At 61.8% G+C, this 21,691-nt stretch carries 20 protein-coding genes, 1 tRNA gene and 1 pseudogene; 10 read left to right on the top strand and 12 right to left on the bottom strand.

Annotated elements, in window-relative coordinates; all coding sequences use genetic code 11:
- Positions 1-76: 76 nt before the first annotated feature.
- Entirely contained in the window at positions 77-2,479 is a 2,403-nt protein-coding gene (locus HHL21_RS14340) for a penicillin acylase family protein (RefSeq protein ID WP_169466976.1), read from the top strand.
- Between the two features lie 114 nt (positions 2,480-2,593).
- On the opposite strand, the gene HHL21_RS14345 is transcribed toward HHL21_RS14340, so the two are convergent.
- The 4 genes and pseudogenes from HHL21_RS14345 to HHL21_RS14360 all read right to left on the bottom strand — a co-directional run.
- Positions 2,594-4,702, bottom strand: coding sequence for a putative bifunctional diguanylate cyclase/phosphodiesterase (locus HHL21_RS14345; protein WP_169466978.1), 2,109 nt, complete (start codon positions 4,700-4,702; stop codon positions 2,594-2,596).
- 1 nt (position 4,703) lies between these two features.
- On the bottom strand, positions 4,704-7,547 hold the full coding sequence (locus HHL21_RS14350) for a response regulator (RefSeq protein WP_169466980.1): 2,844 nt from the start codon (positions 7,545-7,547) through the stop codon (positions 4,704-4,706).
- A gap of 239 nt (positions 7,548-7,786) precedes the next feature.
- Positions 7,787-7,984, bottom strand: a complete 198-nt coding sequence (locus HHL21_RS14355; RefSeq protein WP_169466982.1) for a YbdD/YjiX family protein — start codon at positions 7,982-7,984, stop codon at positions 7,787-7,789.
- Between the two features lie 7 nt (positions 7,985-7,991).
- Positions 7,992-8,570: pseudogene (locus HHL21_RS14360) on the bottom strand (carbon starvation CstA family protein); the annotation flags it as partial.
- Between the two features lie 130 nt (positions 8,571-8,700).
- Here HHL21_RS14360 and HHL21_RS14365 point away from each other — a divergent pair.
- From HHL21_RS14365 to HHL21_RS14375, 3 genes are all read left to right on the top strand, one after another.
- Positions 8,701-9,336: a response regulator transcription factor gene (locus tag HHL21_RS14365; protein WP_169466987.1), complete on the top strand. Its 636-nt coding sequence runs from the start codon at positions 8,701-8,703 to the stop codon at positions 9,334-9,336.
- A gap of 68 nt (positions 9,337-9,404) precedes the next feature.
- Positions 9,405-9,494, top strand: a tRNA-Ser gene (locus tag HHL21_RS14370).
- Between the two features lie 195 nt (positions 9,495-9,689).
- Positions 9,690-10,883 (top strand): tyrosine-type recombinase/integrase, encoded by a 1,194-nt coding sequence (locus HHL21_RS14375; RefSeq protein WP_169466989.1) that lies wholly within the window; start codon positions 9,690-9,692, stop codon positions 10,881-10,883.
- On the opposite strand, the gene HHL21_RS14380 is transcribed toward HHL21_RS14375, so the two are convergent.
- From HHL21_RS14380 to HHL21_RS14415, 8 genes are all read right to left on the bottom strand, one after another.
- Complete coding sequence (locus tag HHL21_RS14380; RefSeq protein WP_169466991.1) at positions 10,847-11,062, bottom strand: AlpA family transcriptional regulator; 216 nt, start codon at positions 11,060-11,062, stop codon at positions 10,847-10,849. The genes HHL21_RS14375 and HHL21_RS14380 overlap by 37 nt on opposite strands.
- A gap of 11 nt (positions 11,063-11,073) precedes the next feature.
- Complete coding sequence (locus tag HHL21_RS14385; protein ID WP_169466993.1) at positions 11,074-11,718, bottom strand: 3'-5' exonuclease; 645 nt, start codon at positions 11,716-11,718, stop codon at positions 11,074-11,076.
- Positions 11,715-12,101 carry a calponin homology domain-containing protein gene (locus tag HHL21_RS14390; protein WP_169466995.1) on the bottom strand — a complete coding sequence of 129 codons (387 nt, stop codon included), beginning with the start codon at positions 12,099-12,101 and terminating at the stop codon, positions 11,715-11,717. Before HHL21_RS14390 ends, HHL21_RS14385 begins: the two co-directional genes overlap by 4 nt.
- Positions 12,098-12,841, bottom strand: a complete 744-nt coding sequence (locus HHL21_RS14395; RefSeq protein WP_169466997.1) for a DUF5906 domain-containing protein — start codon at positions 12,839-12,841, stop codon at positions 12,098-12,100. Before HHL21_RS14395 ends, HHL21_RS14390 begins: the two co-directional genes overlap by 4 nt.
- A gap of 15 nt (positions 12,842-12,856) precedes the next feature.
- The gene (locus HHL21_RS14400) at positions 12,857-13,114 is read right to left on the bottom strand and encodes a DUF7706 family protein (protein ID WP_169466999.1); all 258 of its coding nucleotides are present in this window, start codon (positions 13,112-13,114) and stop codon (positions 12,857-12,859) included.
- The gene (locus HHL21_RS14405; protein ID WP_169467002.1) at positions 13,084-15,231 is read right to left on the bottom strand and encodes a ParB/RepB/Spo0J family partition protein; all 2,148 of its coding nucleotides are present in this window, start codon (positions 15,229-15,231) and stop codon (positions 13,084-13,086) included. Before HHL21_RS14405 ends, HHL21_RS14400 begins: the two co-directional genes overlap by 31 nt.
- Before the next feature lie 51 nt (positions 15,232-15,282).
- Positions 15,283-15,624: a hypothetical protein gene (locus HHL21_RS14410; RefSeq protein WP_169467004.1), complete on the bottom strand. Its 342-nt coding sequence runs from the start codon at positions 15,622-15,624 to the stop codon at positions 15,283-15,285.
- A gap of 304 nt (positions 15,625-15,928) precedes the next feature.
- Positions 15,929-16,153, bottom strand: coding sequence for an Arc family DNA-binding protein (locus tag HHL21_RS14415; protein ID WP_169467007.1), 225 nt, complete (start codon positions 16,151-16,153; stop codon positions 15,929-15,931).
- Positions 16,154-16,339: 186 nt separating this feature from the next.
- Between HHL21_RS14415 and HHL21_RS14420 the strand changes: the two genes are divergently transcribed.
- The 6 genes from HHL21_RS14420 (at position 16,340) to HHL21_RS14445 (ending at position 21,533) form a co-directional block, all read left to right on the top strand.
- Positions 16,340-16,567 carry a hypothetical protein gene (locus HHL21_RS14420; protein WP_169467009.1) on the top strand — a complete coding sequence of 76 codons (228 nt, stop codon included), beginning with the start codon at positions 16,340-16,342 and terminating at the stop codon, positions 16,565-16,567.
- 400 nt (positions 16,568-16,967) lie between these two features.
- Positions 16,968-17,222, top strand: a complete 255-nt coding sequence (locus HHL21_RS14425; protein ID WP_169467011.1) for a transcriptional regulator — start codon at positions 16,968-16,970, stop codon at positions 17,220-17,222.
- 39 nt (positions 17,223-17,261) lie between these two features.
- The gene (locus HHL21_RS14430) at positions 17,262-17,606 is read left to right on the top strand and encodes a hypothetical protein (protein WP_169467013.1); all 345 of its coding nucleotides are present in this window, start codon (positions 17,262-17,264) and stop codon (positions 17,604-17,606) included.
- A 245-nt stretch (positions 17,607-17,851) separates the two neighbouring features.
- Complete coding sequence (locus tag HHL21_RS14435) at positions 17,852-18,319, top strand: YmfL family putative regulatory protein (RefSeq protein WP_169467015.1); 468 nt, start codon at positions 17,852-17,854, stop codon at positions 18,317-18,319.
- The gene (locus HHL21_RS14440) at positions 18,316-18,768 is read left to right on the top strand and encodes a hypothetical protein (RefSeq protein WP_169467017.1); all 453 of its coding nucleotides are present in this window, start codon (positions 18,316-18,318) and stop codon (positions 18,766-18,768) included. The genes HHL21_RS14435 and HHL21_RS14440 overlap by 4 nt, the downstream gene beginning before the upstream one ends.
- On the top strand, positions 18,765-21,533 hold the full coding sequence (locus HHL21_RS14445; RefSeq protein ID WP_169467019.1) for a DUF5906 domain-containing protein: 2,769 nt from the start codon (positions 18,765-18,767) through the stop codon (positions 21,531-21,533). Before HHL21_RS14440 ends, HHL21_RS14445 begins: the two co-directional genes overlap by 4 nt.
- The last annotated feature ends 158 nt before the right edge of the window (positions 21,534-21,691 follow it).

Consider the following 21,691-nt stretch of genomic DNA (forward strand, 5'->3'; position numbering starts at 1 on the left):
TTCAACACCAAACTTCCCGTTTTGTACTTTCGGTTTTTCTGGCAATATCGCTTCCGGAGACAATAAAAGGATAACCATGAGAAAGCATGGCGTAAAGATCTGGACCGTGCGCGCGGTATTGACGCTGCTCGCACTGCTGGTGTCAGGACTGTTGGGTGCATGGCTGTTCCTGCGCGGAAGCCTCGCCCAGCTTGACGGACGCCGTACCTCAACCGGGCTGTCGGCGGAAGTGACGGTTGTGCGCGACGCGCAAGGCATCCCGACGATCAGCGGCAGCACCCGCGACGACGTTGCGTATGCCACCGGCTTCGTGCATGGACAGGATCGCTTCTTCCAGATGGACCTGCTGCGCCGTGTCGGCGCCGGCGAACTGGCGGAGCTGTTTGGAGCGCGCGCGGTCCCGCTCGACAAATCGCACAGGCTGCACCGCTTCCGTGCCCGGGCCGATGCCACGCTCGCAGCGATGACGCCGGCCGAACGCCGCTTCCTCGAACGCTACGCCGCGGGCGTCAACGACGGCCTCGCAGCACTCGCGTCGAAGCCGTTCGAATACGCGCTGGTCAGCGCGGCGCCGCGGCCGTGGACGCCGGCCGACTCGCTGCTGGTGGTGTGGGCCATGTACTTCGACCTGCAAGGCATGCTGGAGCCGCGCGAACTGGCGCGCGGCTGGATCCGCGACAATACAAGCGCCGCGCAGCTGGCCTTCCTGCTGCCGGAAGCGACGGCGTGGGATGCGCCGATCGACGGCGACAGCGTGCCGGTGGCAGCGTCGCCGTTACCGGAATCCGCCCCTGCTTGGTGGGGCAAGCCGCGCAAGGGCGAACCGACCCGCATCGCCTCGGCGGACTTTGTCGATTCCGTCGGCAGCAATAACTGGGCGCTCGCGGGCAGCCGCAGCAAGGACGGCGCGGCAATCGTCTCGGACGACATGCACCTCGGGATCCAGCTTCCGAACACCTGGTACCGCCTGGCGCTGCGCTTCCCGGCGTCCGACGGCACCATGCGCCGCGTCGCTGGCGTCAGCCTGCCGGGCGCGCCGCCGCTGATTGTCGTCGGCAGCAATGGCAAGGTCGCGTGGGGCTTCACGAACAGTTACGGCGACTACCTTGACCTCGTTGAAATCACGACCGATCCTTCGCGGCCAGGGCAGGTGCAAACCCCGGCCGGGTGGGAGACGCCGGTGCGGCATGAAGAATCGATCCTGGTGAAGGGGGAAGCGGCCGAGAAGTTCGAAGTGCGCACCACGTCGTTCGGACCGGTGCGCGAGGCGGGCGGGCGAAGCTATGCGATCCACTGGATTGCGCATTCCGCGCAGGCGATCAACCTGAACCCGATGAAGTTCGAAACCGTCGACACGCTCGATGCGGCGCTGTCCGCCGCGGCCACGGTGGGCATCCCGGCCCAGAACTTCGTCGCCGGCGACGACCAGGGCAACATCGGCTGGACCATCGTCGGGACGATGGCGCGGCGCGCACAGCCTGGCATCGCTTCGACCTTCCCGCTGACGCTGGAGAATGCCGGGGCAGGGTGGCAGACGGCGCTCGCGCCTGACGCTTACCCGGTGCTGCGCAATCCGCCGGGCGGACAGCTGTCGACGGCCAACAGCCGCCAGCTGCAAGGGGCAGGCGCGCAGGTGATCGGCGATGGCGGCTTCGATATCGGCGCGCGCAACCGGCAGGTGCGCGACCAGCTCGCAGCCCTTGGCGCCGGCGCGGATGTCGCTGGCGTGTACGGCATTGCGATGGATGATCGCGCGGTCTTCATCGCGCCCTGGCGTGAGCGCGCGCTGAACGTACTGGATGCGGCCGCGCTGGATGGGAAGCCGCAGCGCGCGGAGTTCCAGCGTTTGTTGAAGGACAGCTGGAGCGGGCGCGCCAGTATCGATTCGGTCGGTTACAGGCTGGCGCGCCACTTCATGTGGTCGATGCACGATGTGCTGTATGGCGCCGCGAACGGGGAGATGGCTTCGCTCGATGAAAAGGCGGCTGCGGCTGCGGCCAGTTCGCGCTGGCCGGCCGTGGTGGCGCGTTTGCTGGACGAGCAGCCGGCCGGGTGGCTGCCTTCTTCTTATCGCAGCTGGCGAGAGGTACAGCTGGCCGCGATTGATGGCGTGATCGAGGAATTGACCAGGGATGGCAAGCAGCTATCGGCGGCGACCTGGGGTGAGCGGAATACGGCCACGATCGTGCACCCGATCGGGAATGCGGTGCCGTTCCTGAAGCCCTGGCTGTCGGCGCCGCCGGACATGCTGCCAGGGGATGCGAACATGCCGCGCGTGGCGGGGGCGAAGTTCGGGCAGTCGCAGCGGATGACCGTGTCGCCGGGGCGTGAGGAGGAGGGTGTGTTTAATATGCCAGGTGGGCAGAGCGGGCATCCGCTGTCGCCGTTCTTCCTCAGCGGGCACCGGGATTGGGTGGAGGGGAAGGCGACGCCGTTCTTGCCGGGGGCGGCGAAGCATACTTTGGTGTTGGCGCCCTGATTCGGCGGATGCGCCTTGCTAAGGAGTGCCCGCTTACAAGCGGGTACCGTTCCGCAGGCGAATCGCATGCGATTCGAAACCCCTGCTACACCGCTTGCGCGCTTATCCGCCGAATCACTTCGCCGGAGCCGCTATCGCGCACACCTTCTGCAGCATCAGCGCGATCGAATCGTGCGGCGACGGATGCCCCAGATAGAATCCCTGCACCATATCGCAGCCCAATTGCTCGAGCAGCACCAGCTGCTCGTCGGTCTCGACGCCCTCGGCCACCACCGACATCTTCAACCCATGCGCCATCGCGATGATCGCGCGCGTGATCGCCGCGTTCTCCGAATCCTGCGGCAGCCCGCAGATAAAGCTCTTGTCGATCTTCAGCGCCCTCACATCGAAGCGCTTCAGGTAGTTCATCGACGAGTAGCCGGTGCCGAAGTCGTCGATCGACAAATACACGCCGATCGCGCGCAACTGCTCCAATGTGGCCATGGTCGCCCGCGCGTCGTCCATCAAGGTGCCTTCGGTCAGTTCGAGCTCCAGCAACTTCGGATCGAGCCCGGTGTCGTGCAAGGCCGACATCACGATCTGCGCCAGGTTCTCGTCCTTGAACTGCCTGGCCGATAAATTCACCGCCATGCGCACCATTCGCTGGGTCTGGCGCTGCCACCGCTTGGCCTGGTGGCAGGCGGTGCGCAGCACCCATTCGCCAATCGGCACGATCAGGCCCGTCTCTTCGGCGAGCGGGATGAATTCGTTCGGCGAGATGATGCCGCGTTCCGGATGGCGCCATCTCACCAGCGCTTCAACGCCGACGATTTCGGTCGAACGCACGTCGATCTGCGGCTGGTACAGCAAATAGAGTTCGTCGTTCTTGATCGCCTTGCGCAGGCCGACTTCGAGCTTTACGTGGCTCATGATCTGCATCGTCAGCGATGAGCTGTACAGCTTGGCGTTGTTCTTGCCGCAGTTCTTGGCGTGGTACATGGCGGTATCCGCGTACTTGAGCAGCGAGTCGCAGTCGTCGCCGTCTTCGGGGAACAGCGAGATGCCGATGCTCGCGGTGACGAAGATCTCGTGGCCTTCGATGAGGAAGGGCCTGCGCATCGCTTCCTTGACGCGGTGCGCGACGTTGAGCGCGTTCTCGACCCGCTCCAGGTCGGGGATCAGGATCGTGAACTCGTCGCCGCCAAGCCGGGCCAGGTTGGTGGCCTGGTCGCCGCGCGACACCAGGTCGCTGGGCCGGATGGTTTCACGCAGACGTTCGGAGACGATCTTGAGCAGGTGGTCGCCGACGTTGTGACCCAGCGTGTCGTTGATGCGCTTGAAGGCGTCGAGGTCCATGAACAGCACTGCGAACTTCTTGTTGCCGACCTTGGAGCGGTGCAGTTCGCGCTCCAGCGTTTCGAGGAAGGCCTGGCGGTTCGGGATGCCGGTCAGGCTGTCGCAGTAGGCCAGCCGCCGTATCTGTTCCTCGGTGCGTTTGCGCTCGCTGATGTCGCGCACGAGGCCGAGCACTTCTTCGGGGCCGGTGGCGACCAGGCGCGCTTCGAAGTGCTGCACCGTGCCGAAGCGGATCAGCTCATAGTCGACCGAGCGGATATGCTGGGTTTCGAGCACGGCGCGCATCTGTTCCAGCAGCCGTTCGGCGATCTCGCGCGGGAACACGTCGGTGATGTGCTTGCCGACGCAATTCTCGGTCGGGAAGGCGGCGGAGGCGTCGTGGCCTTGTTCGTAATCGAGGTAGAAGCCGTCTTTATTCAGGCGGAAGAAGGTGTCGGGAATGGCCGCGAGCACCGCACGGTTGTGGGCGTCGGCGATGCGCAGCCGGACGATGGCGTCGCTGGCGCGCAGCACGTACAGCACGCGGTGTCCGAGTATCGGCCAGTTGATCGGCTTCGAGACGAAGTCGGTGGCGCCGACCTCATAGGCGTTGGTGACGGCTTCGATGTCGTCGCCGCCGGTGACCATGATGATCGGGACGGCGGAGCCGGTTTCGATGCGGCGGATTTCGCGGCAGGCGGCAAAGCCGTCCATGTTGGGCATGTCGACGTCCATCAGGATCAGGTCGGGCGACATGCTCTGGAAAAGGCTCACGGCCTGCCGGCCGTCTTCGGCTTCGACGGCGTCGAGTCCGACCTGGCCGAGCATCTCGAGCATCAGCAGCCGCATGACCGGATCGTCGTCGGCGACGAGGACGACGCCGCGCTTGGGAGGTTTGGATGCGGCCATGTCAATGTTCCTTCTCAAGGATGGCACTGAGCGAATTCCGCACTGCCTGGAATTCGAGCTCCATGTCGGTGAGGATGCTAGAGGCGCCTTCTGTCGTATCGGTGCGTCCCAGGGTTTCCATCTCTTTGCACAGTTGGGCGAGGGTCTCGGCGCCGACGTTGGCGCTGCTCGACTTCAGGCTGTGCGCCGTCTTGCGCAGGTTGCTGGCGTCAACGGCGGCGATCGCGCGGCGCAGCGCCTGCAGTTGCTGCGGCGTGTCGCCGACGAAGGCATCGACCACTTTTTGCACCAGCGCGTCGCCGCGGTCGCTGGACAGCGCGCGGATGTTATCGAGTGCGTGGCGGTTGATGACGTCGCGTTCCGCCATCGACGGCGCGAGCGCAGGCGGAACCGTCGGCGGGGCCGCCGCACAGACCGGATCGTCGTCGTGGTGCACCGTCGCGGGCATCGGCAGCACGACCCAGCGGCCGATCACCGCGCCAAGCTGCTGCTGCGTGAATGGTTTGCTCAGGTAGTCGTCCATGCCCGCTGCGAGGCACGCTTCGCGGTCGCCCTGCAAGGCATTCGCGGTGATGGCGATGATCGGCAGCGAACGTGAACGGTCGGTCTGGTGTTCCTGGCGGCGGATCTCCGCGGTGGCTGCGAAACCGTCCATGACCGGCATCTGGCAGTCCATCAGCACGATGTCGTATTCGCCGCTGCGCGCCGCCTTGACGGCTTCTTCGCCGTTCGACACGCAGTGCACGTCCAGTCCCAGGCTGTCGAGCATCGCGGTGGCCACTTCGACGTTGACCGGATTGTCCTCGGCCAGCAGCACCTTGCGCAGGCGAGGGCGCTGGTTCGGCTGAGGCGCCGAAGGAGGGGCGACGATGATGCCGCCCGCTGCGGCGAGCGGCGCGCGCTGGCGCGTCGACAGGCATTCGAACAGGTCGCCCGCACGCTCCGGGCGGATCATCTGGTAGGCCACGCCGGCCTCGCGCCGCTGTACCGGGTCTGCCGCCAGCCGGTCGCTGCTCAGAAGGAGGATGCGGGTGGCGCGCGTGGCCGGATCGGCCTTGATGCCGGCCGCCAGCGCAAGGCCGCTGGTACGCTGCAGGTCCATGTCGAGGATCGCCACTTCGTACGGTGTGCCAGTGCGGGCGGCTGCCAGCAGGCGGTCCACCGCGTCCATCGCACTGGCAGCGCTGTCGGTGCGCACGCGCCATGCACGCAGTTGCTGTTCGAGTTCCTGGCGGCTGCCCTGTTGTTCGTCGACGATCAACACGCGTAATCCTTCGATGGTGTGCAGGGCTGCCCCGGGCTCGTCGGGGTCAACCCGGCGCTTGTCGAACGGTACCGTGAACCAAAAAATCGATCCTTGTGATAAAGCATTGTCGACTCCGATTTTTCCGCCCATCAACTCGACCAGCTGCTTCGAGATCGCCAGGCCCAGGCCGGTGCCGCCATACCGGCGCGTGGTCGAACTGTCGGCTTGCGAGAACGCTTCGAAAATGCGGGTGCGCGCCTCGCGCGAGACGCCGATGCCGGTATCGTGCACCTCGAAGCGCAAGGTGACCGCCTGCGGGTCCTCCGACACGACCTGGACCTTCGCCAGGATGTTGCCGCGGTCGGTGAACTTGAGCGCGTTGCCGAGCAGGTTGGCCATGATCTGGCGCAGGCGGTTGGGGTCGCCGCAGATGGCGATCGGGATGTCGTTCGCGATCGCGAAGTCGAGCGCGATGCCCTTGGCCTGGGCCTGCGGCGTGTAGACGGTGTTGATGTCGTCGAGCATGTCCCACAGGTTGAAGTTGATGTACTCAACGCTGAGCTTGCCCGCCTCGATCTTGGAGAAATCGAGAATGTCGTTGATGATCACCAGCAGGTGCTCGCCGGAACGCTTGACCAGCCTGGTGAAGTTGCGCTGCGATTCGTTCAGCGGCGTGCCGAGCAGCATCTCGGTCATGCCCAGCACCCCGTTCATCGGGGTGCGGATTTCGTGGCTCATGGTTGCGAGGAAGGCGCTTTTCGCGCGGCTGGCGGACTCGGCGGCGTTCTTGGCTTTTTCCAGCTGCTCGGTGCGCACGCTGACCTGGCGCTCGAGCTCGTCGCGATGGTTGGTCAGCGCGGTGCCACGGCCTTCGATCTGCGCCAGCATGTCGTTGAAGCTGTCGATCAGCGTGCCGAGCTCGTCGGTGCGTTCGTGCTGGATGCGCAGGCTGTAGTTCTGGCTGGCAGATACGCGCTGCGCGGCATTGATCAGCTTGGTAACCGGATCGGCAATGCTGCCCTTGAACCGGCTCGCCAGCAGCAACGCGACCGCAAGCGAACAGCACATCGCGACCGCGATCACGGACAGGCTCTTCAGCACGTCGAGCCACATATTGGTCAGGTTAGCTTCGATCATCACCACGCCGACCTGCTGGTTGGCTGCGGGAATCGAGCGGTACAGCCGCATGCGGGTCGACCAGAAGGTGCTGTTCCTGGCGTTGTAGGCGGCGAGGGAATCTTCGTCGATGTCGAGCGAGGGGACTTCTTCGTCCTCCTGCTCGAGATGGCCGGGCGGCAGGTAGCGGGCGAAAGGCTTGCCGTTCCGGTCGTACAAAATCGCGTCGGAAATTTCCACCTTCGCCTTCAGTGCCGACAAGGTGGCCTGGGCCTGCTTGCGGTTCTTGAACAGCAGCGCGTCGACGCTGTTCGCCCCGATCACGCCGGCGAATGACGACAGCTGCATCCCCTCGTCCTTGCGATGGTTGAGCACCGAGGTGATGGCGAAGGCGACGAACACGAACAGCAGAGCCGTGCCGGTCGACAACAACGAAATGATGGTCAACTTCTGATTCAGGCTCGAACGCTCAAAATTCAGCATGTGGTTTCCTGCGGAAGCACGACGGAGTGGGCACGCGGATGAGCTATTTCACTACGTAAAATATTGCAATTCCATCAGGAAAAATATACGGGGAAAGATTCTGGGGAGCCTTGAGCGAGCGCAAGTAAGGCAGGCGCGCGCGGCTGGAAGGAAACAGTGGTGGGGGTGTAAACGAAAAATCGGGGTCAACGTGACCCCGATTGACAAGACGCGCGGCGATGGACCGCGTCAACTCTTTGCTAGCAGCAGCCCCCGCTTCTGGCACTGCCGTAGCGCGCTTCTTGCCGCTCGCGGAAGAATTCCTCGTACGTCATCATGGGCTGGCCCGGATGGGTCGTTTCCATGTGCGATACGTAGGTGTCGTACTCGGGTAGGCCGACCATCAGGCGCATGCTCTGCCCCAGATACCGACCCGCCTGCGCCAGCTTGTCGAACATGGCCGCCTTATGCCGCAGCCGACGGCGCGAACGGCGTTTCTTTGGTGCTCGGCATGGCGTGGGCGCGTGCAGCCATCGCGGCACGAATACCGAAGACCAGCACCGACACCACGACCACCATGAAGAACATCGCCAGGCCCGCATCGAGGTAATCGTTGAACACGATGCGTTCCATCTGCTCCATGCTCTTGGCCGGCGCCAGCACGATCCCCTCGTTAATCGCCGTCTGGAACTTGTTGGCGTGCGCCAGGAAGCCAACCTTGACGTTTTCGCTGAACACTTTCTGCCAGCCTGCGGTCAGCGTGCACAGCAGCAGGAACACCGTCGGCGCCAGCGTCACCCACGCATACTTCGCACGCTTCATCTTGAACAGTACAACGGTGCCCAGGATCAGCGCGATACCGGCCAGCATCTGGTTGGCGATGCCGAACAGCGGCCACAAGGTGTTGATGCCGCCCAGCGGATCGGCCACGCCCTGGTACAGGAAGTAGCCCCAGGCAGCAACGCACAGCCCGGTTGCGGTCAGGTTAGCTACCAGTGAATCGGTGCGCTTGAACGAAGGAACGAATGCGCCCATCAAGTCTTGGTCCGAAGCGGGGCATTGGCCTACGCAATATGATGGAACGAATGGACGCTATCGGCGGCCGCCTGGATATCGCGTCTTCCGCTGACGGGACTGTGGTAAAGGCGTCGATTGTAATGAACCGATTGGAATCATGACGACACAAATAATCAGGATTATGCTGGTCGACGACCACCCGCTGGTGCGCGACGGTCTGCGCGCGCGTCTTGAAGCAGTTCCGCATTTCCAGGTCGTGGCCGAGGCGGATGGCGCAGACGACGCACTCAGGCAAGCGGGATCGGAGCAGGTGGACCTGGTGCTTATGGACATCAACATGCGCGGCACTAATGGCATCGAGGCAACCAGCCGGCTCGCAGCGGCTTACCCGCACATCGCGGTGCTGATCCTGTCGATGCACGACAAGCTCGAATACGTCAGCCAGGCAATGCAGGCCGGCGCGCGCGGCTACGTGCTGAAGGACGCGCCGGGCAAGGACATTGTGCTGGCGATTGAGACGGTAACGTCGGGCGGGATTTACTACAGTGCGGCGCTGGCGCGGCAACTGGCGCATCCAATGGCGCAGGACAACCAACTGACGGTGCGCGAGCAGGAAGTGCTGCAGCACATTGCCGCCGGACAGTCGAACAAGCAAATCGCGCGCGATCTTGATTTGTCAGTGCGAACGGTTGAAACGCACCGCTTGAACATCAAGCGAAAGTTGGGCATCGAGGGGCAGGCCGAGCTGATCAAATTCGCCGTGCAGCACGCCCATTTCGAGGGCGGGCGGTAGACGAACGCTCAGCAGGATTGGCGCCCGCTGCCCATCCGGGAATGATTTCTGTATAATGCGGGCCAGCAGGAAGCGTGGCCGAGCGGTTGAAGGCACCAGTCTTGAAAACTGGCGACGGGGGAACCTGTTCGTGAGTTCGAATCTCACCGCTTCCGCCAGAACAATGTTCCTAGTCATTCCCCAACGTTCCAAATCCCCGGAATCTACCGCAATCCTCCTATGAGAACACGTTTCTCATTGTTCCGGGTTGTTTGTTGCCAGCCCGCAAAATTGTTGGTATAAGTGTTGGTACGCTTTCGATACCAACAACGCCGTATACCAACACATCGGATTCGGCACATTCCATACCAACAATGCGCCTCACGGACATCAAATGCCGGCAAGCCAAGCCCGGCGAAAAGCTGCTAAAACTTTCGGATAGTGGTGGACTCCAGCTCCACGTGTTTCCTGCCGGATCAAAGCTCTGGCGTGGCGCCTATCGCTACAACGGCAAGCAAAAGACGTTTGCCATGGGCGCCTATCCAGCGTTGAGCCTGCAGGACGCAAGGGAAACCTGGAAGGCTGCCAAGGCGCAACTGGTCGCAGGAATCGACCCCACCACCGAGCGGCGCGTCGAGAAGTTGCGCGCGGCCGCAGCTGACGGAAAGACCTTCGAGCAGGTTGCAATCGAATGGCGCGGGACAAAATACCCTGCCGTGTCGAAGACCGGCGACGACGCGCTGCACCGAGTCACGATGAACATCTTCCCTGATCTCGGTTTGCTACCGATCGCGTCGATCGATCCGCCGATGGTTCTCGCATCATTGCGTCGTATCGAAGCACGCGGCTCGCTGGATATGACCAAGCGAGTTCAGCGCCTGGTGGTTCGGATATTCAACTACGCTATCGCATCCGGCCTGCGCAAGGACAATCCGGGTGCACCAGTCGGGGAAGCTTTGAAGGGGCATAAGGCCGGGCATTTTGCATCGATCGACGTTGAAGAGCTCCCGCAATTCCTGGTCGATCTGGCCAAGGCCGAGGCTGAACTGGAAATGAAGACGAGGACAGCCACGCGGCTTGTGATGCACACTTTCGTCCGTACCGAGGAGATTGTTGGTGTGCCCTGGAGCGAGCTCGACCTGGATAAGGCGCTGTGGGAGATCCCCGCGGAGCGGATGAAGATGAAGCGCGGTCACATAGTGCCGTTGTCGCGCCAGGCAGTGGCGTTGTTCCGGCAGATGGAGCCGATTACTGGCGGTCGCCACTACGTCTTCGCGCACAGGTCGAAGTCCAGGGAACACATGGACAACAACACCATCCTCCGCGCGCTTGGCCGCATGGGCTACAAAGGCAAGATGACCGGACATGGCTTCAGGTCGCTGGCCATGTCGGCAATCACCCAGCAGCTTGGCTACGACGAGAAGATCGTCGACCTGCAGCTGGCGCACGTCAAGGAAAATAAGACTGACCAGGCTTACGATCGTGCGAAGTGGCTCAAGGAGCGCACGCGCATGATGCAAGACTGGTCTGATTACATCGACAAGGTGGCGGCCACTGGGGTCCTTTGACGCGCCCTCATGCGTTCTTCAATCCACTTGTCGATCTCGGCCTCGATCCAGCCCATGGCTTTACCGCCCAGGCTGATCGACTCGGGGAATTGCCCGGCCGTGGACATTCGGTAGAGGGTCGTCCTCCCGAGGCCAGTTTTCTTGATTACCTCAGGGAGGCGGATGACACGGTGCGTCATGATGCGATTCCTTATTCCGTTACGTTGCGTTCAGGTGATTCATGGGCGGGGTGTACAGGGCAGGGCCAGCCCAACGAGCCGTCGCCGGACGGGCAGGTACAACTTTGCAGACCGCCTGCGTGCGCAGCAGTTGGGCGGTGCTGCATAACCGCGATCAGGTGCTTTGCCTGCGTCATGGCGTCGTCCAGCGCGTTGTGGTGCGTGCCAGTGCGAACGGCCTTCAGGTCCGGCTGCAGCCCCTTCATGGTCCTATAGCATCGGTTATTCCAGAAATGCCAAGGGCGGGTCAGTTGCGAGCGTCGATACGCTTCTTCCAGAACCACGTTGTCGAAGCCGGCGCCGTTGCCCCACACGCGCAAGTCGTCACGGGCCGCGCACTGGCTCAGCCAGGTGGTGAAGCGCAACAAAGCGACGTTGATGTGCTCCGCGTCGGCGCAGACTGCCTTGCGCGCCTCGTCCGACTGGCCCAGCCACCAAATGACCGTCGATGGGTCGATCACGCCGCCATTCGTCACGCTACTCTCGAGGCTGACCACTGCATAGAATCTGTCGCCCACTTCCCCTTTCGCCAAGTCGAACTCGACAGCACCGATGGCGATGATGGCAGCGTTTGGCCCGGTGCCCATCGTTTCCAGGTCTACCATCACGTCGTTCATGCTGCGCCGCCTTTCAGATCGACTGAGCCCACAGCAGTAGCAGTGCTTGGACCAGGCGGCGCCGGGATCGGTTTGCCGCTATCCTTCGCGAATGCGCGCAGCGCAACCAGGTAGTCGATCGCCTGCAGGGCGTCCGGCACATCCGAATACACCATCTGCGCCGTGGTCACGGCGGCCGACCATTCGGCATCGGCGCGGTTCACCTGGTGGATATTCGCGGCGACCAGCTGCGCCGCGTCGAGGTTATCGAGGTGCTGCAGGAGCGCGCTGCGGTACTTGTCAGTGCTTTGGAACGTTCCGGCATAACGGTCGTTCGCAATGACGTCACGGAGAGAATCGCGCACTATTGGTGACATCAGGTTGTCGGCTGAATGCTTAATCATGCGAACTCCACTTGGGCCCTGACGCGGGCAGTAACCGGCGGCAGCGTGTATTGGTCGAACGTGCCGAGGTCGATACCGCGCATCAGGTACTCGCGGAAGGCGTCAACGCCACCGTTGTCAATCTCGTCCCGCACTGCGCGATAGAACAGAGGGCCGCGCGCCGGCGGGACTTCGATTACGACGAAGCGACGATCGCCAACGCTGGCCGGGAGGAAGTCCGCGGCGCCCGAGAGGAACACGAAGTTCATGCGGTTAGGCTCAGCGTACTCAGGCACGCCTTTGCCATTGATGGTCACGATATCGGATGAGATCAGGCGCTTGAGCGTCACTTGGGCCTGATTCGTCAGGTCGTCCTCAGCCAACACGAAGCGAGCGGACGCCGCCCATGCATTGAAGGAAGCGGTCAGGACTGAGTCGTTCACGTGGCGCGCCTCGCCGCCGTAAAGGCCTGTGACAACACGGTTGAAGAACAAGCTCTTGCCGCTGCCCGCGCCGCCGTTGAAGATCAGTGCGCGGTTCATCTTTGCGCCTGGATGGCGCAGCGGATACGCCAGCCACTTGAGCACGTACCCGTAGAGCTCGTGATCGAAGTCGCACAGGTGCAGCAGCAGGGCGTTGATGTTGACGCAGCACGATGGCATGCGTGTAGGCGCGGGGCGGGTCAGCAGCGCGAGCGTGCGTACAAACACCTTGGAGGATTCGGCGAGGCGTGAGGCGATGGCGGTCATGTTAGTTTTCATATCTGGTCCTTGAGCTTAGCGAGGAGCGAATCCGGCGTTGGCGAGCGCGCGGCGGACGCGGTCGATACCGTCGCGCATCTGATAGGCACGCTCGGCCCGGTCATGATCGGGCAGGTGCGGTTCGGTGTATTCGTAGAAGGTGCTGTACGTCGAGCGTTTGCAGAACTGCGCGAGCTGCGTTGCGTCGGCATCGTCAATCTCGAAAGTGATTGTTGTGGTTGCCATGATGGGTTCTCTCGTAATCAGGCTGCTGCGGGTTTCGGAAACGGCCATGCTGCTTCCGGCGCCAACGGTTTCGTCGCTTGCTTGATCGTCGCCTTGGCTTTCACCGGGGTCTTGGCTGGCGCAGATGGCTTTGGCGCCGGCGTGGCGGCTTTGCCCTTTGGTTTTGCTTTCGTTGGCTTGGCTGCGGGGACTACCGGCGCTGGCTCGGCGGCTTCCGGTTCGGCAGCTGCGGCCGTGCCTTCACCCATCGCAGCTGGTGTTGCGACTTCCACGACTTCTGCTGCTGTGCCAACGTTCTCGGCCGCGACCGGCGCCGAAGGCTTCTCGAAGCGGCCGGCTGCGTAGACGAAGCCGAGGCTCTTGGCGGCGTCCTCGAGCATCTGGATCAGCTCGGTGCGCGGGTGCACAATGACGATGTCCTTCAGCTCGTTGATACGGCCAGGCGCGCGCACGATGAACTTCGCCAGGTCGGCGTAGTGCATGTCCGTCACGTTGATCGGCGACGGGAACAGTTCCTCGCGCACGGCCACCGGGTCGATGCCTTCGTGCTGCGCAATGGCCGTGATGGTGCTGAAATCATCCTGGTCGACGACGTTGTCGCGCACGTCATAATGGTGAACCTCCAGCGGCGATCCCAGCAGCAGATCGATCAGGATCATCTGAACCTCTGGAAGGCCTGCAGCATCGATGTGGGAATTGACCGCATCTTCGTCTTTGCAGTCGAACTCATAGATAGAGCTGAGCGATCGCGGCAAAGAGAATTCGCGGAATGCGTCCTTGGTGACTTCGCGCAGGGTCTGCAGGCTGAATCCCGATTGCGCGCCATGACGGCGGACTCGTTTGTAGAGCTCGACCCGATATGTGGTTTCGTCTGCGGCGATCTTTTCCTTTGCCTGGTGCTCCTGCTGGGCCGCATCCCGCGCCGCCTGCTTAGGGTCAACGTTTGCTGACCCAGACTCGCCTTGGAGCGCTTGCATGCGCGCGGCGTGTGCCTCCACTGTTTCGCAGGCACCAGCATCCTCGAGCGCGGACTGCAGATCCACGCGCTTGTAAAACGGCTTGAGAGACCCATCCGCCGACTTCACGTACGAAGCGACGGGCGGCAGCGTCTCTGGAGTGAGATACGCTTTCGGTGAGCCAGCGTTCTTCGTGTGCGGCGCGTTGCGGAGGAACTGCTGCAAGCCGACCTCGTCGGTCACCAGCTCGCTGGTGGTGGTCCAGCGATCGTTCAAGACGCGCTGCGCTGCCTCCCCCTCAAGAATAGGGATTCCCTTCTTGTTCGCCTCAACTATGGTGGCCGCATCGTGCGCTGCGCGCTTCTCGGCGTGGCAGTCGGGATCAGTGCAGACGTCTGCACTTTTCACATCGGGGTAAAGCTCGGGCTGGTTGCCGGTGCGCTTCGGGCATTTCGAGCACGCGCCGGCGCTGGCCAGCAGCCTCGCGTCATTGATGGGGAAGCGTGCCTCGGCGAGGTTGAGCATGTAACGGCTCTGCACGTGATCCACCGCGCGGCGGTACGACAGCGCCTCGCCATACTGTGGGGTGGCGATTTCCTTCAGCGCCTGCACTTGCAGCTTCGGGACCGGAATCCGGGCGATCAGCAGCGCGGTCGACGCGGGAATCTGGTCGTTCAGGAATTGCTCGCGCACGTCAGTGGTGAGCGCGCACAGCTTCAAGCGGCCGTAGATGTAGGCGCGGCTCTTCTTCACTTCCTCGGCCAGTTGGTCGGCGCTGAAACCGTGCTGCAGCATCAGCTGCTGGTATCCCTCGGCTTCCTCCATCGGATGCGGGTCTTCGCGCTGCAGGTTCTCCAGGATGCGGATCTTGGCCGCGTCCAGATCGCTCAGCGTGCGGCACATTGCCGGGATCGTGCCCATGCCGGCGATGACCGAGGCGCGGTACCGGCGCTCGCCGGCGACGATCTCGAACTCCTCCGGCGCCTCGGCGGTTGGCGTGACTGGCCGGATCAGGATCGGCTGGGCCACGCCCATCGACTTGATGCTGGCGGCCAGCTCCTGCAGGGCCTGCTCGTTGAAACGCTTGCGGTTATCCGGCGACTTGCGGATCTTCGCCAGTTCGTATTTGCCGTAGATACCGTCGTCCGCGATGATCTGGTCTGCGATCGCGTCGACGACTGACTGTGCTGCTGTAGGGGTAATTTTCATGACTGCTCCTGGTTGATCTCGTTAGTAAAAGTGGCTGAGAAAAACCGGGCACTACGAAGTGTTCGGGGTGGCGAACCCCATTTGTAGTGAGGTGCCGTTTGGAGTCGTGACGTCGATCAGCCACGTCGTAAAGCCCTTCTTCGGCTGGTGTTGCGGCCGTTTGGGCGGCGACACGTCATAGCCGAGGCTGCGCATCAGGTCGAACACCCGCAGCATGTCAAGGCGCACGCCATCACCCGAGACAGCTTCGGGTGGGCAGTTGTGCGTTCGACAGAAGGCGCGAAGGACGGCTAGGTCGCGTGCGTCCTCCAGCGCCTGGTGGAGGTGGCCGGTGCCTGGTGGTGTGGTGCGCGGCGGCGCAGCTGCGCGACGGGTTGCTGTCGTTGCGGTCATGGCGTCAGGCTGGCGTGACGGTGATGCCGCATGGTGCGTCATCGGCTTGTGCATCCAGTGCCGCAATGAATGCGGACATGCTGCATTCAGAGGCAGCTATGTACGTTCTTTTCTCGCTCCCCGTGCTTACTGTGACCATGTAATCGCGCATCGAAACTCCTTGCTGTTCGGTAAGTTGATCAGCGGAGTTTATTTAATACTAAACTTCAAGTCAAGTAAAAAATAAACCAATGGGCGAGCTTTTGCAGCGCGTGCTACGCGGTACTAAGGGAGTCTGAAGTTCGCGGCGGGACCGCGCCTGGCGCTAAATTTGGGAAAGAACCTTACGGACCATTTGCTTTAACTCGGCCAAGTCGGCAAGTACGGGCTCCAAAGGATTCGCCTGCAGCCGAGCCAAAATTTCCGCATTCAGGGAACGCCCGTTCTGGACGGCGGCTTCCTTAAGCGCGGTTTTCAGTTCGGGCGGCATGCGGATTCCAGAGTGAACGTAGTTTTCTTGCGACGTAGTGGGTTCGGGCTTTTTGCTCATCGCCCGATTTTTCCATGCTCGCATTGACCCATGTTGCAAGTGATCTCACTATGAGATCATTGCATTTGAGAATTTGTTACCTTGAGTTAGCAAGATATAGGGCGAAAAAGTTCACTTTCACAGGCAATCGATTTAACAGAATGATCGTATTGTTTACATTCTGCAAACATAACGTAACAGCGAGCAATGGAAAACTTTGAAAGATGGAAGGCCGCGTATATCGCAATGGATGAGCGGCGCAAGTGGGAAAATTTGATTATTGCAGAGGGGGCGGCGGCGGACCACCCGGCAGAAACGAAACCGCCTTTATTGCTTGTTGCTAACAGCGGCGGGGCGCACGACGCGGGGCATAGCCTCAGCCGTACGCATGATCGCAGCACGCCCATCCTCGTCCGTGCTGTGAGCAAGAGTTAGGAGCTTCCGGTCAAATGCTGTAACCCACATTAGATCAACGTCATCAGCGGTCGCCGTCGTCGCCTTTACCTCAAAGAGTGTTGTACTGGTGGCCGACGTGGCCGCTGACTCAACTGCCTGGGCGCCGTCCAGGTACATATGCCCCATCCCATAGTCATTCTCAAGGCGGCGCGCTGCGCGTTCGCCAAACGACGCTGTCCCCGTCATAAGTTGCGATAGGTAACTTTTTTCCTTCGGCGGAATGGTTCGGTTCTCGAACCATTTTTTTAGCATTGCCCGCCTGGTATCTGTAATTTCCATGGGTCGTATTTTGGTTAGTAAATTCTAAACAAGCAAATACTTGACTCGGAGTTTAGTATTCAATAAACTGGCCGGACTTTAAAAATAATGACTGCCGGAAATGACACTACGGGAATACCTCGATTCACTTGAGCGCGGCGCTACCGCACGGTTCGCGGAACAGCTCGGCGTTTCGCCGTCGTACTTATCGCAGATGGCCGCTGGCACAGCGCCTATTTCACCCAAACGCTGCGTTCGCATCGAAATCCTTAGTGGCGGTCACGTTACGCGAAAAAACGATTTGCATCCGTTCGACTGGCAGGAGATATGGCCCGAGTTGGCGATTCCTCCGTGCGGCAGAACGAACAATAGTTGAATCGAAGAAATTATCAAACCACCAAGAAAAGGGCATGTTGTGGACACTACGCAATCTTCAAGCGATACCGCCAGCGAACTGGCGGCACAGGTCGGCACTCTGGCAGAGGGCGACATTGTCATGCCGCCAGCCGTGGCTGAGGTGATACGCCGGTCAGGTGGCGCCGAGCCGGTAGCGCGCTCCACAGCCGTCGCGCCTGGTGAGGAGTGGCGCATCGGCATTCTCGGCGGCGGCTCCTTTACATTCAGCCGCTATATCAACGGCGCACCCAATGAGGTCTACCGGACCGTTGACCTGGCGACGGCGGCGGTTTGGTCGAGCGCTGTCATTCAAGGTTTTCAACCACCACGATACCTTCTCGATTCCGATAAACCTGCTGGTTGAACTCGACTTGGACTAGGCGATCACCGCGCTGTTTAAGCCGGTAGAAGTCGAGGCCACTGAAGTCGAGTTCGAAGGCGTCGTCGTAAACGGCGAGTTCGCGGCGAAGGTCACCAACGGTGAGGGGGCGTGGGCGGTTTGGCATGGGTCCTCGTCTCAAAATTGAAGTTGTAAAACGAGCACTATAGCGCACCAGAAACTTGAGGTGCCGAACGACAAATATCAAGAATCAAGAAAAGGGCAACGTTGTGGACATCAGGCAATCTTATCTCGCAATGATCAGAGCATTTCCAGGCGGTTGGGACGCAATAGTCGGCGCGCTCGGCATGAGCCGCGACGCACTGGAAAATCGCATCTACGAACGCAAAGGGCAGGGCGTGCTGGTCGAGACTGCGCTCCAGATCCAGAAATTCTCTGACACCACGCACTTCGCAGCGGCGGTCGCTACCGCCAGCGGCGGCACCTTCGTCAAGCTGCCGGCAGACCTGTCGGACGAGAACGAGGTGCTGCTGGACAAGTTCCAGGCGTTGTACGCCGAGCTGGGCCAGTTCTCGGCCGACTTTAACGAAGCGAAGAAGGACGACAACATCGACGCCCGCGAGCGCAAGATCCTCGAGGACGACGGTGCGCGGATACACAAGGTGCTGTCCGAGTTGATGGCGATCACCTTCCGCATCTACTGTCCAAACGGCGGCGAAGCAGGGGGCGACAAATGACCGGCCCTCGCAAAGGCCCCGGCGCCGGCACACGCGGGTACATCGCGCTTGAAACGCTGCATTCCATCGGCGGCGAAGCCCGCAGCAACACCTGGATGGAAGCCAGCCTTCGTAAATGGCCGACCGCCGGACGCGTGACGTGGGATCGCCTGGTCCAGAACTTGATGGATGCGCGCCTGGTGTTTCAGCGCGATGGCGCGTTCGCCATTACCGACGATGGCCTTGCATGGCTTGGCGTGGCGGTTGATGCTCCAGCCCGCGAAAAGCCGGTGATCGTTGGTCCGCGCTATGTGGCGCCAATGCGGCCGCTCTCAACCAGGAACATCCCAGCCATTCGCGTAATGCGTGAGGGCGCGTTCGACTATCGCGACATTCCGTCGCTGCAGGGAAGTGCCCGCATTGAATTCAAGACCAGCCTGAAGGTGGCCGGTGGAGACGTGGCGGGATGAGCGACGTTGGTCAGGTAGTGCAAATGATGGTCGAGTACAAGATGCCGCCACTTCCGGCTGGCCATCCCATCCTCGACGGCAAGCATAAACGATTTGGACCGCAGAAGAAGGGTTGGTACATCCTCCGCGAAATGAAGCTGCGTTCGGGACGCGTGGTGGTTACTGGTGCGTTCGGCTTCTTCCAGGGCGACAACCGTAACACGGTCCCGGTGACGGTCGACACAGAGGCAATGTCCGAGGAAGAGCGTGACGAGTACGCGCGCCAGCAGCGGGCGGTCGAGAAGGTCGAAGCGGAAAAGCGCGACAACGCCGTGCGCCTGGCTGCCGGTCGTGCGCGTGACCAGTGGAGCAAGGGTTCGCCTGATGCGCAAGATCATCCGTACTTGGTGCGCAAGCAGATAGCGGCCGAGGGTCTGCGCGTCAGCGCGGACGGTTCGCTGCTGGTGCCGATGATGCGCGACGGCCAGCTGGTCGGCCTGCAGAAGATCAGCGCGGCCGGCGAGAAACGCTACAACAAGGATATGGACAAAGCCGGTGCCGCGCACGTGCTTGGCCAGGTGGCCGGAGCTTCGCTTATTGGCTGCGGTGAAGGCTTGGCGACGTGCGCCAGTGCGCGCATGAGCGTTGCAGCCTCGTTTGATCTGCCGGTGGCTGTAGCGTTCGACGCAGGCGGGATCATGGCCGTGGCCAAGCGCTTGCGGCGGGATAACCCAGAGGCGCATCTGCTTTTCCTCGCTGACGATGATTACTTGTTAGCTGAACGCTTCATCGAGCGCTTGCGCGAGGAATTCAAGGTCTCCGTTGCAGTGCCTATCGACGGCGCGTCGCACCAGGTGCTGGCAGACGATGGCGCTGAGGTGGATGTTACCGCCTGGTGGCGCACCGATCCCCAGGGGGTTCGGTACATCGAGGCGGACATGCGCAACGGGCGGCTGCTGCGCACCTACACGTACAAGAACGCGGGCGTGGCCAGCTGCCACGCTGCGGCCAAGGCGGTAGGCAACGCATCCGTAGCCGTGCCGCTGTTCGCCGACCGGGCCGGCCGCAAGCTTACCGATTTCAACGACCTTCACCTAGAGGAGGGGCTGGAAGCGGTAGCGGCGCAGATCGGGGTTTCCATCCTTGCTGCGAAGCAGCCTAAAAATGCTTCTCCTGCAGTCAGTGCGGGCGAAGCCGCCCCGGAACCGGTGCCCGCCAATTCCTCTCTTCCTGCTGCGCAGCAGCCTGAAGATGGTTCTCCCGCCCCCTCTCCTGCGGAGGCCGCGCCGGAATCGATACCTTTGCCTGTTGAATCAAACGCGCAGGAATCCCCCCTCCCCCCCGGTGCGGAGCAGCCGCGCGCAAGCGCGAACGAAAAGCCGCCAGCGGCCTTCGATGCTGTCCCGAGTGCTGGCGAGCGCCTTGCGCCGGGGGAGGGGGGCGACGACGAAGATGTGGCGCGCAAGAAGGACAAGCCCAAAAAGGTGTACGGGCAGGCGCACTGGGATCAGGTCGACGACGTACTGGAGAACTTCATCCTGGTGTACGGCGAAGACCTGGTGTGGGACTGCCGCCAGCGCATGCTGATGAAGGTGTCGGCCATGCGCACCATCGTGGCGAACAATGACGTCATGAAGTTCTGGTCGGGTGAGTCGCGCAAGTGGGTACTGAAGAAGAACATCGTCTTCGACCCGACCGAGGCCCCCAGTCCAGCAGTCAGCGGACCGACCGCAACGGTCAACCTGTTCAGCGGGTGGACGATGCGGCCGCGGTCGGGGAACTGCATGCAGATTCAGGTGCTGCTGCTGCACCTTTGCGACGGCAATCATGACCTGGCCACGTGGATACTGCGCTGGCTGGCCTACCCGCTGCGCAACCCGGGCGCGAAGATGGAAACCTCGATCATCATGCACGGCGACGAGGGCTCCGGTAAGAACTTCTTCTTCGAGAAGGTGGTGAAGACCATCTACGGCGTCTACGGCTACGTGATCGGCAATGCGCAGCTGGAGGCCAACTTCAACGACTGGGCGTCCATGAAGCTGTTCATGGTGGCCGACGAGGTGGTCACGCGCTCGGAGCTCAAGCAGATGAAGGGCAAGCTCAAGTACCTAGTCTCAGGTGACACGATCATCGTGAACCCAAAGGGCCTGCCTGAGCACAGCGAGAAGAACCAGATGAACTTCGTGTTCCTGTCGAACGAGCTGCAGCCGCTCGCGCTCGACAAGACCGACCGCCGCTACCTGGTGGTGTGGACGCCGCCGGCGCTGGGCCGAGAATTCTACGAGGGCGTGTGGGAGGAGATCAAGGCCGGCGGCGTCGAGGCGTTCTACCACTACCTGGTGCACGAGCTGGACATGGGTGAATTCAACGAGCACACCAAGCCGATCTACAACGACGCGAAGGACCAGTTAATCGAAAAGAGCCTGGCGCCGGCCGAGCGGTTTTACAGGGAGTGGTCGAAGGGCCTTCTGCCGCTGCCGCACATTACGTGCGGAGTGCAGCAGCTGTATGAGGCGTTCCAGGTGTGGTGCAACCGGTCGGGTGAATCGAAGTACACGTCGCTCACCACATTCAGCCCAACGGTCGAGCGCTATGCCGGTCAGGCGCTGTCCAAGAAGCCAATCCTGTACGAGTACGGCGAGAAGGTAAAGCAGCGGCTGGTGTTCCTGGTGGGCGAGCAGCCCCCTGGCAAGTCCTTCCGCGAGTGGGCCGAGGCCGCCAGTTCCGTATTCGAGACGGAACTGAAGGGGTACAAGCATCGCGGGGGAGGCGTTGTGGAGGGTTGACCCCCAACATTTGTAGCAAGCCTCCACATGAAGAACGCCCGTGGTTATTGATGTTGTGGACGGTATGGACGGTATTGAGGGTTTTTTCAGGCTCCATGCGCGCGCATAGGCGGGACGGAATGGAGCCAAGAAGCAGTGGGAATGGAAATTATTTCTAC

Source organism: Massilia polaris (genome assembly GCF_012927275.1).
GTDB lineage: Bacteria > Pseudomonadota > Gammaproteobacteria > Burkholderiales > Burkholderiaceae_D > Telluria_A > Telluria_A polaris.

Bases quoted from the DNA above. Each gene is read 5' to 3' on its own strand.
- HHL21_RS14340 (WP_169466976.1), top strand. From the start codon at position 77: ATGAGAAAGCATGGCGTAAAGATCTGGACCGTGCGCGCGGTATTGACG.
- HHL21_RS14405 (WP_169467002.1), bottom strand. From the start codon at position 15,231: ATGAAAATTACCCCTACAGCAGCACAGTCAGTCGTCGACGCGATCGCA.
- HHL21_RS14350 (WP_169466980.1), bottom strand. From the start codon at position 7,547: ATGCTGAATTTTGAGCGTTCGAGCCTGAATCAGAAGTTGACCATCATT.
- HHL21_RS14440 (WP_169467017.1), top strand. From the start codon at position 18,316: ATGACCGGCCCTCGCAAAGGCCCCGGCGCCGGCACACGCGGGTACATC.
- HHL21_RS14375 (WP_169466989.1), top strand. From the start codon at position 9,690: ATGCGCCTCACGGACATCAAATGCCGGCAAGCCAAGCCCGGCGAAAAG.
- HHL21_RS14410 (WP_169467004.1), bottom strand. From the start codon at position 15,624: ATGACCGCAACGACAGCAACCCGTCGCGCAGCTGCGCCGCCGCGCACC.
- HHL21_RS14395 (WP_169466997.1), bottom strand. From the start codon at position 12,841: ATGAAAACTAACATGACCGCCATCGCCTCACGCCTCGCCGAATCCTCC.
- HHL21_RS14400 (WP_169466999.1), bottom strand. From the start codon at position 13,114: ATGGCCGTTTCCGAAACCCGCAGCAGCCTGATTACGAGAGAACCCATC.
- HHL21_RS14355 (WP_169466982.1), bottom strand. From the start codon at position 7,984: ATGTTCGACAAGCTGGCGCAGGCGGGTCGGTATCTGGGGCAGAGCATG.
- HHL21_RS14365 (WP_169466987.1), top strand. From the start codon at position 8,701: ATGACGACACAAATAATCAGGATTATGCTGGTCGACGACCACCCGCTG.
- HHL21_RS14425 (WP_169467011.1), top strand. From the start codon at position 16,968: ATGACACTACGGGAATACCTCGATTCACTTGAGCGCGGCGCTACCGCA.
- HHL21_RS14385 (WP_169466993.1), bottom strand. From the start codon at position 11,718: ATGAACGACGTGATGGTAGACCTGGAAACGATGGGCACCGGGCCAAAC.
- HHL21_RS14390 (WP_169466995.1), bottom strand. From the start codon at position 12,101: ATGATTAAGCATTCAGCCGACAACCTGATGTCACCAATAGTGCGCGAT.
- HHL21_RS14420 (WP_169467009.1), top strand. From the start codon at position 16,340: ATGGAAAACTTTGAAAGATGGAAGGCCGCGTATATCGCAATGGATGAG.
- HHL21_RS14345 (WP_169466978.1), bottom strand. From the start codon at position 4,702: ATGGCCGCATCCAAACCTCCCAAGCGCGGCGTCGTCCTCGTCGCCGAC.
- HHL21_RS14380 (WP_169466991.1), bottom strand. From the start codon at position 11,062: ATGACGCACCGTGTCATCCGCCTCCCTGAGGTAATCAAGAAAACTGGC.
- HHL21_RS14415 (WP_169467007.1), bottom strand. From the start codon at position 16,153: ATGAGCAAAAAGCCCGAACCCACTACGTCGCAAGAAAACTACGTTCAC.
- HHL21_RS14445 (WP_169467019.1), top strand. From the start codon at position 18,765: ATGAGCGACGTTGGTCAGGTAGTGCAAATGATGGTCGAGTACAAGATG.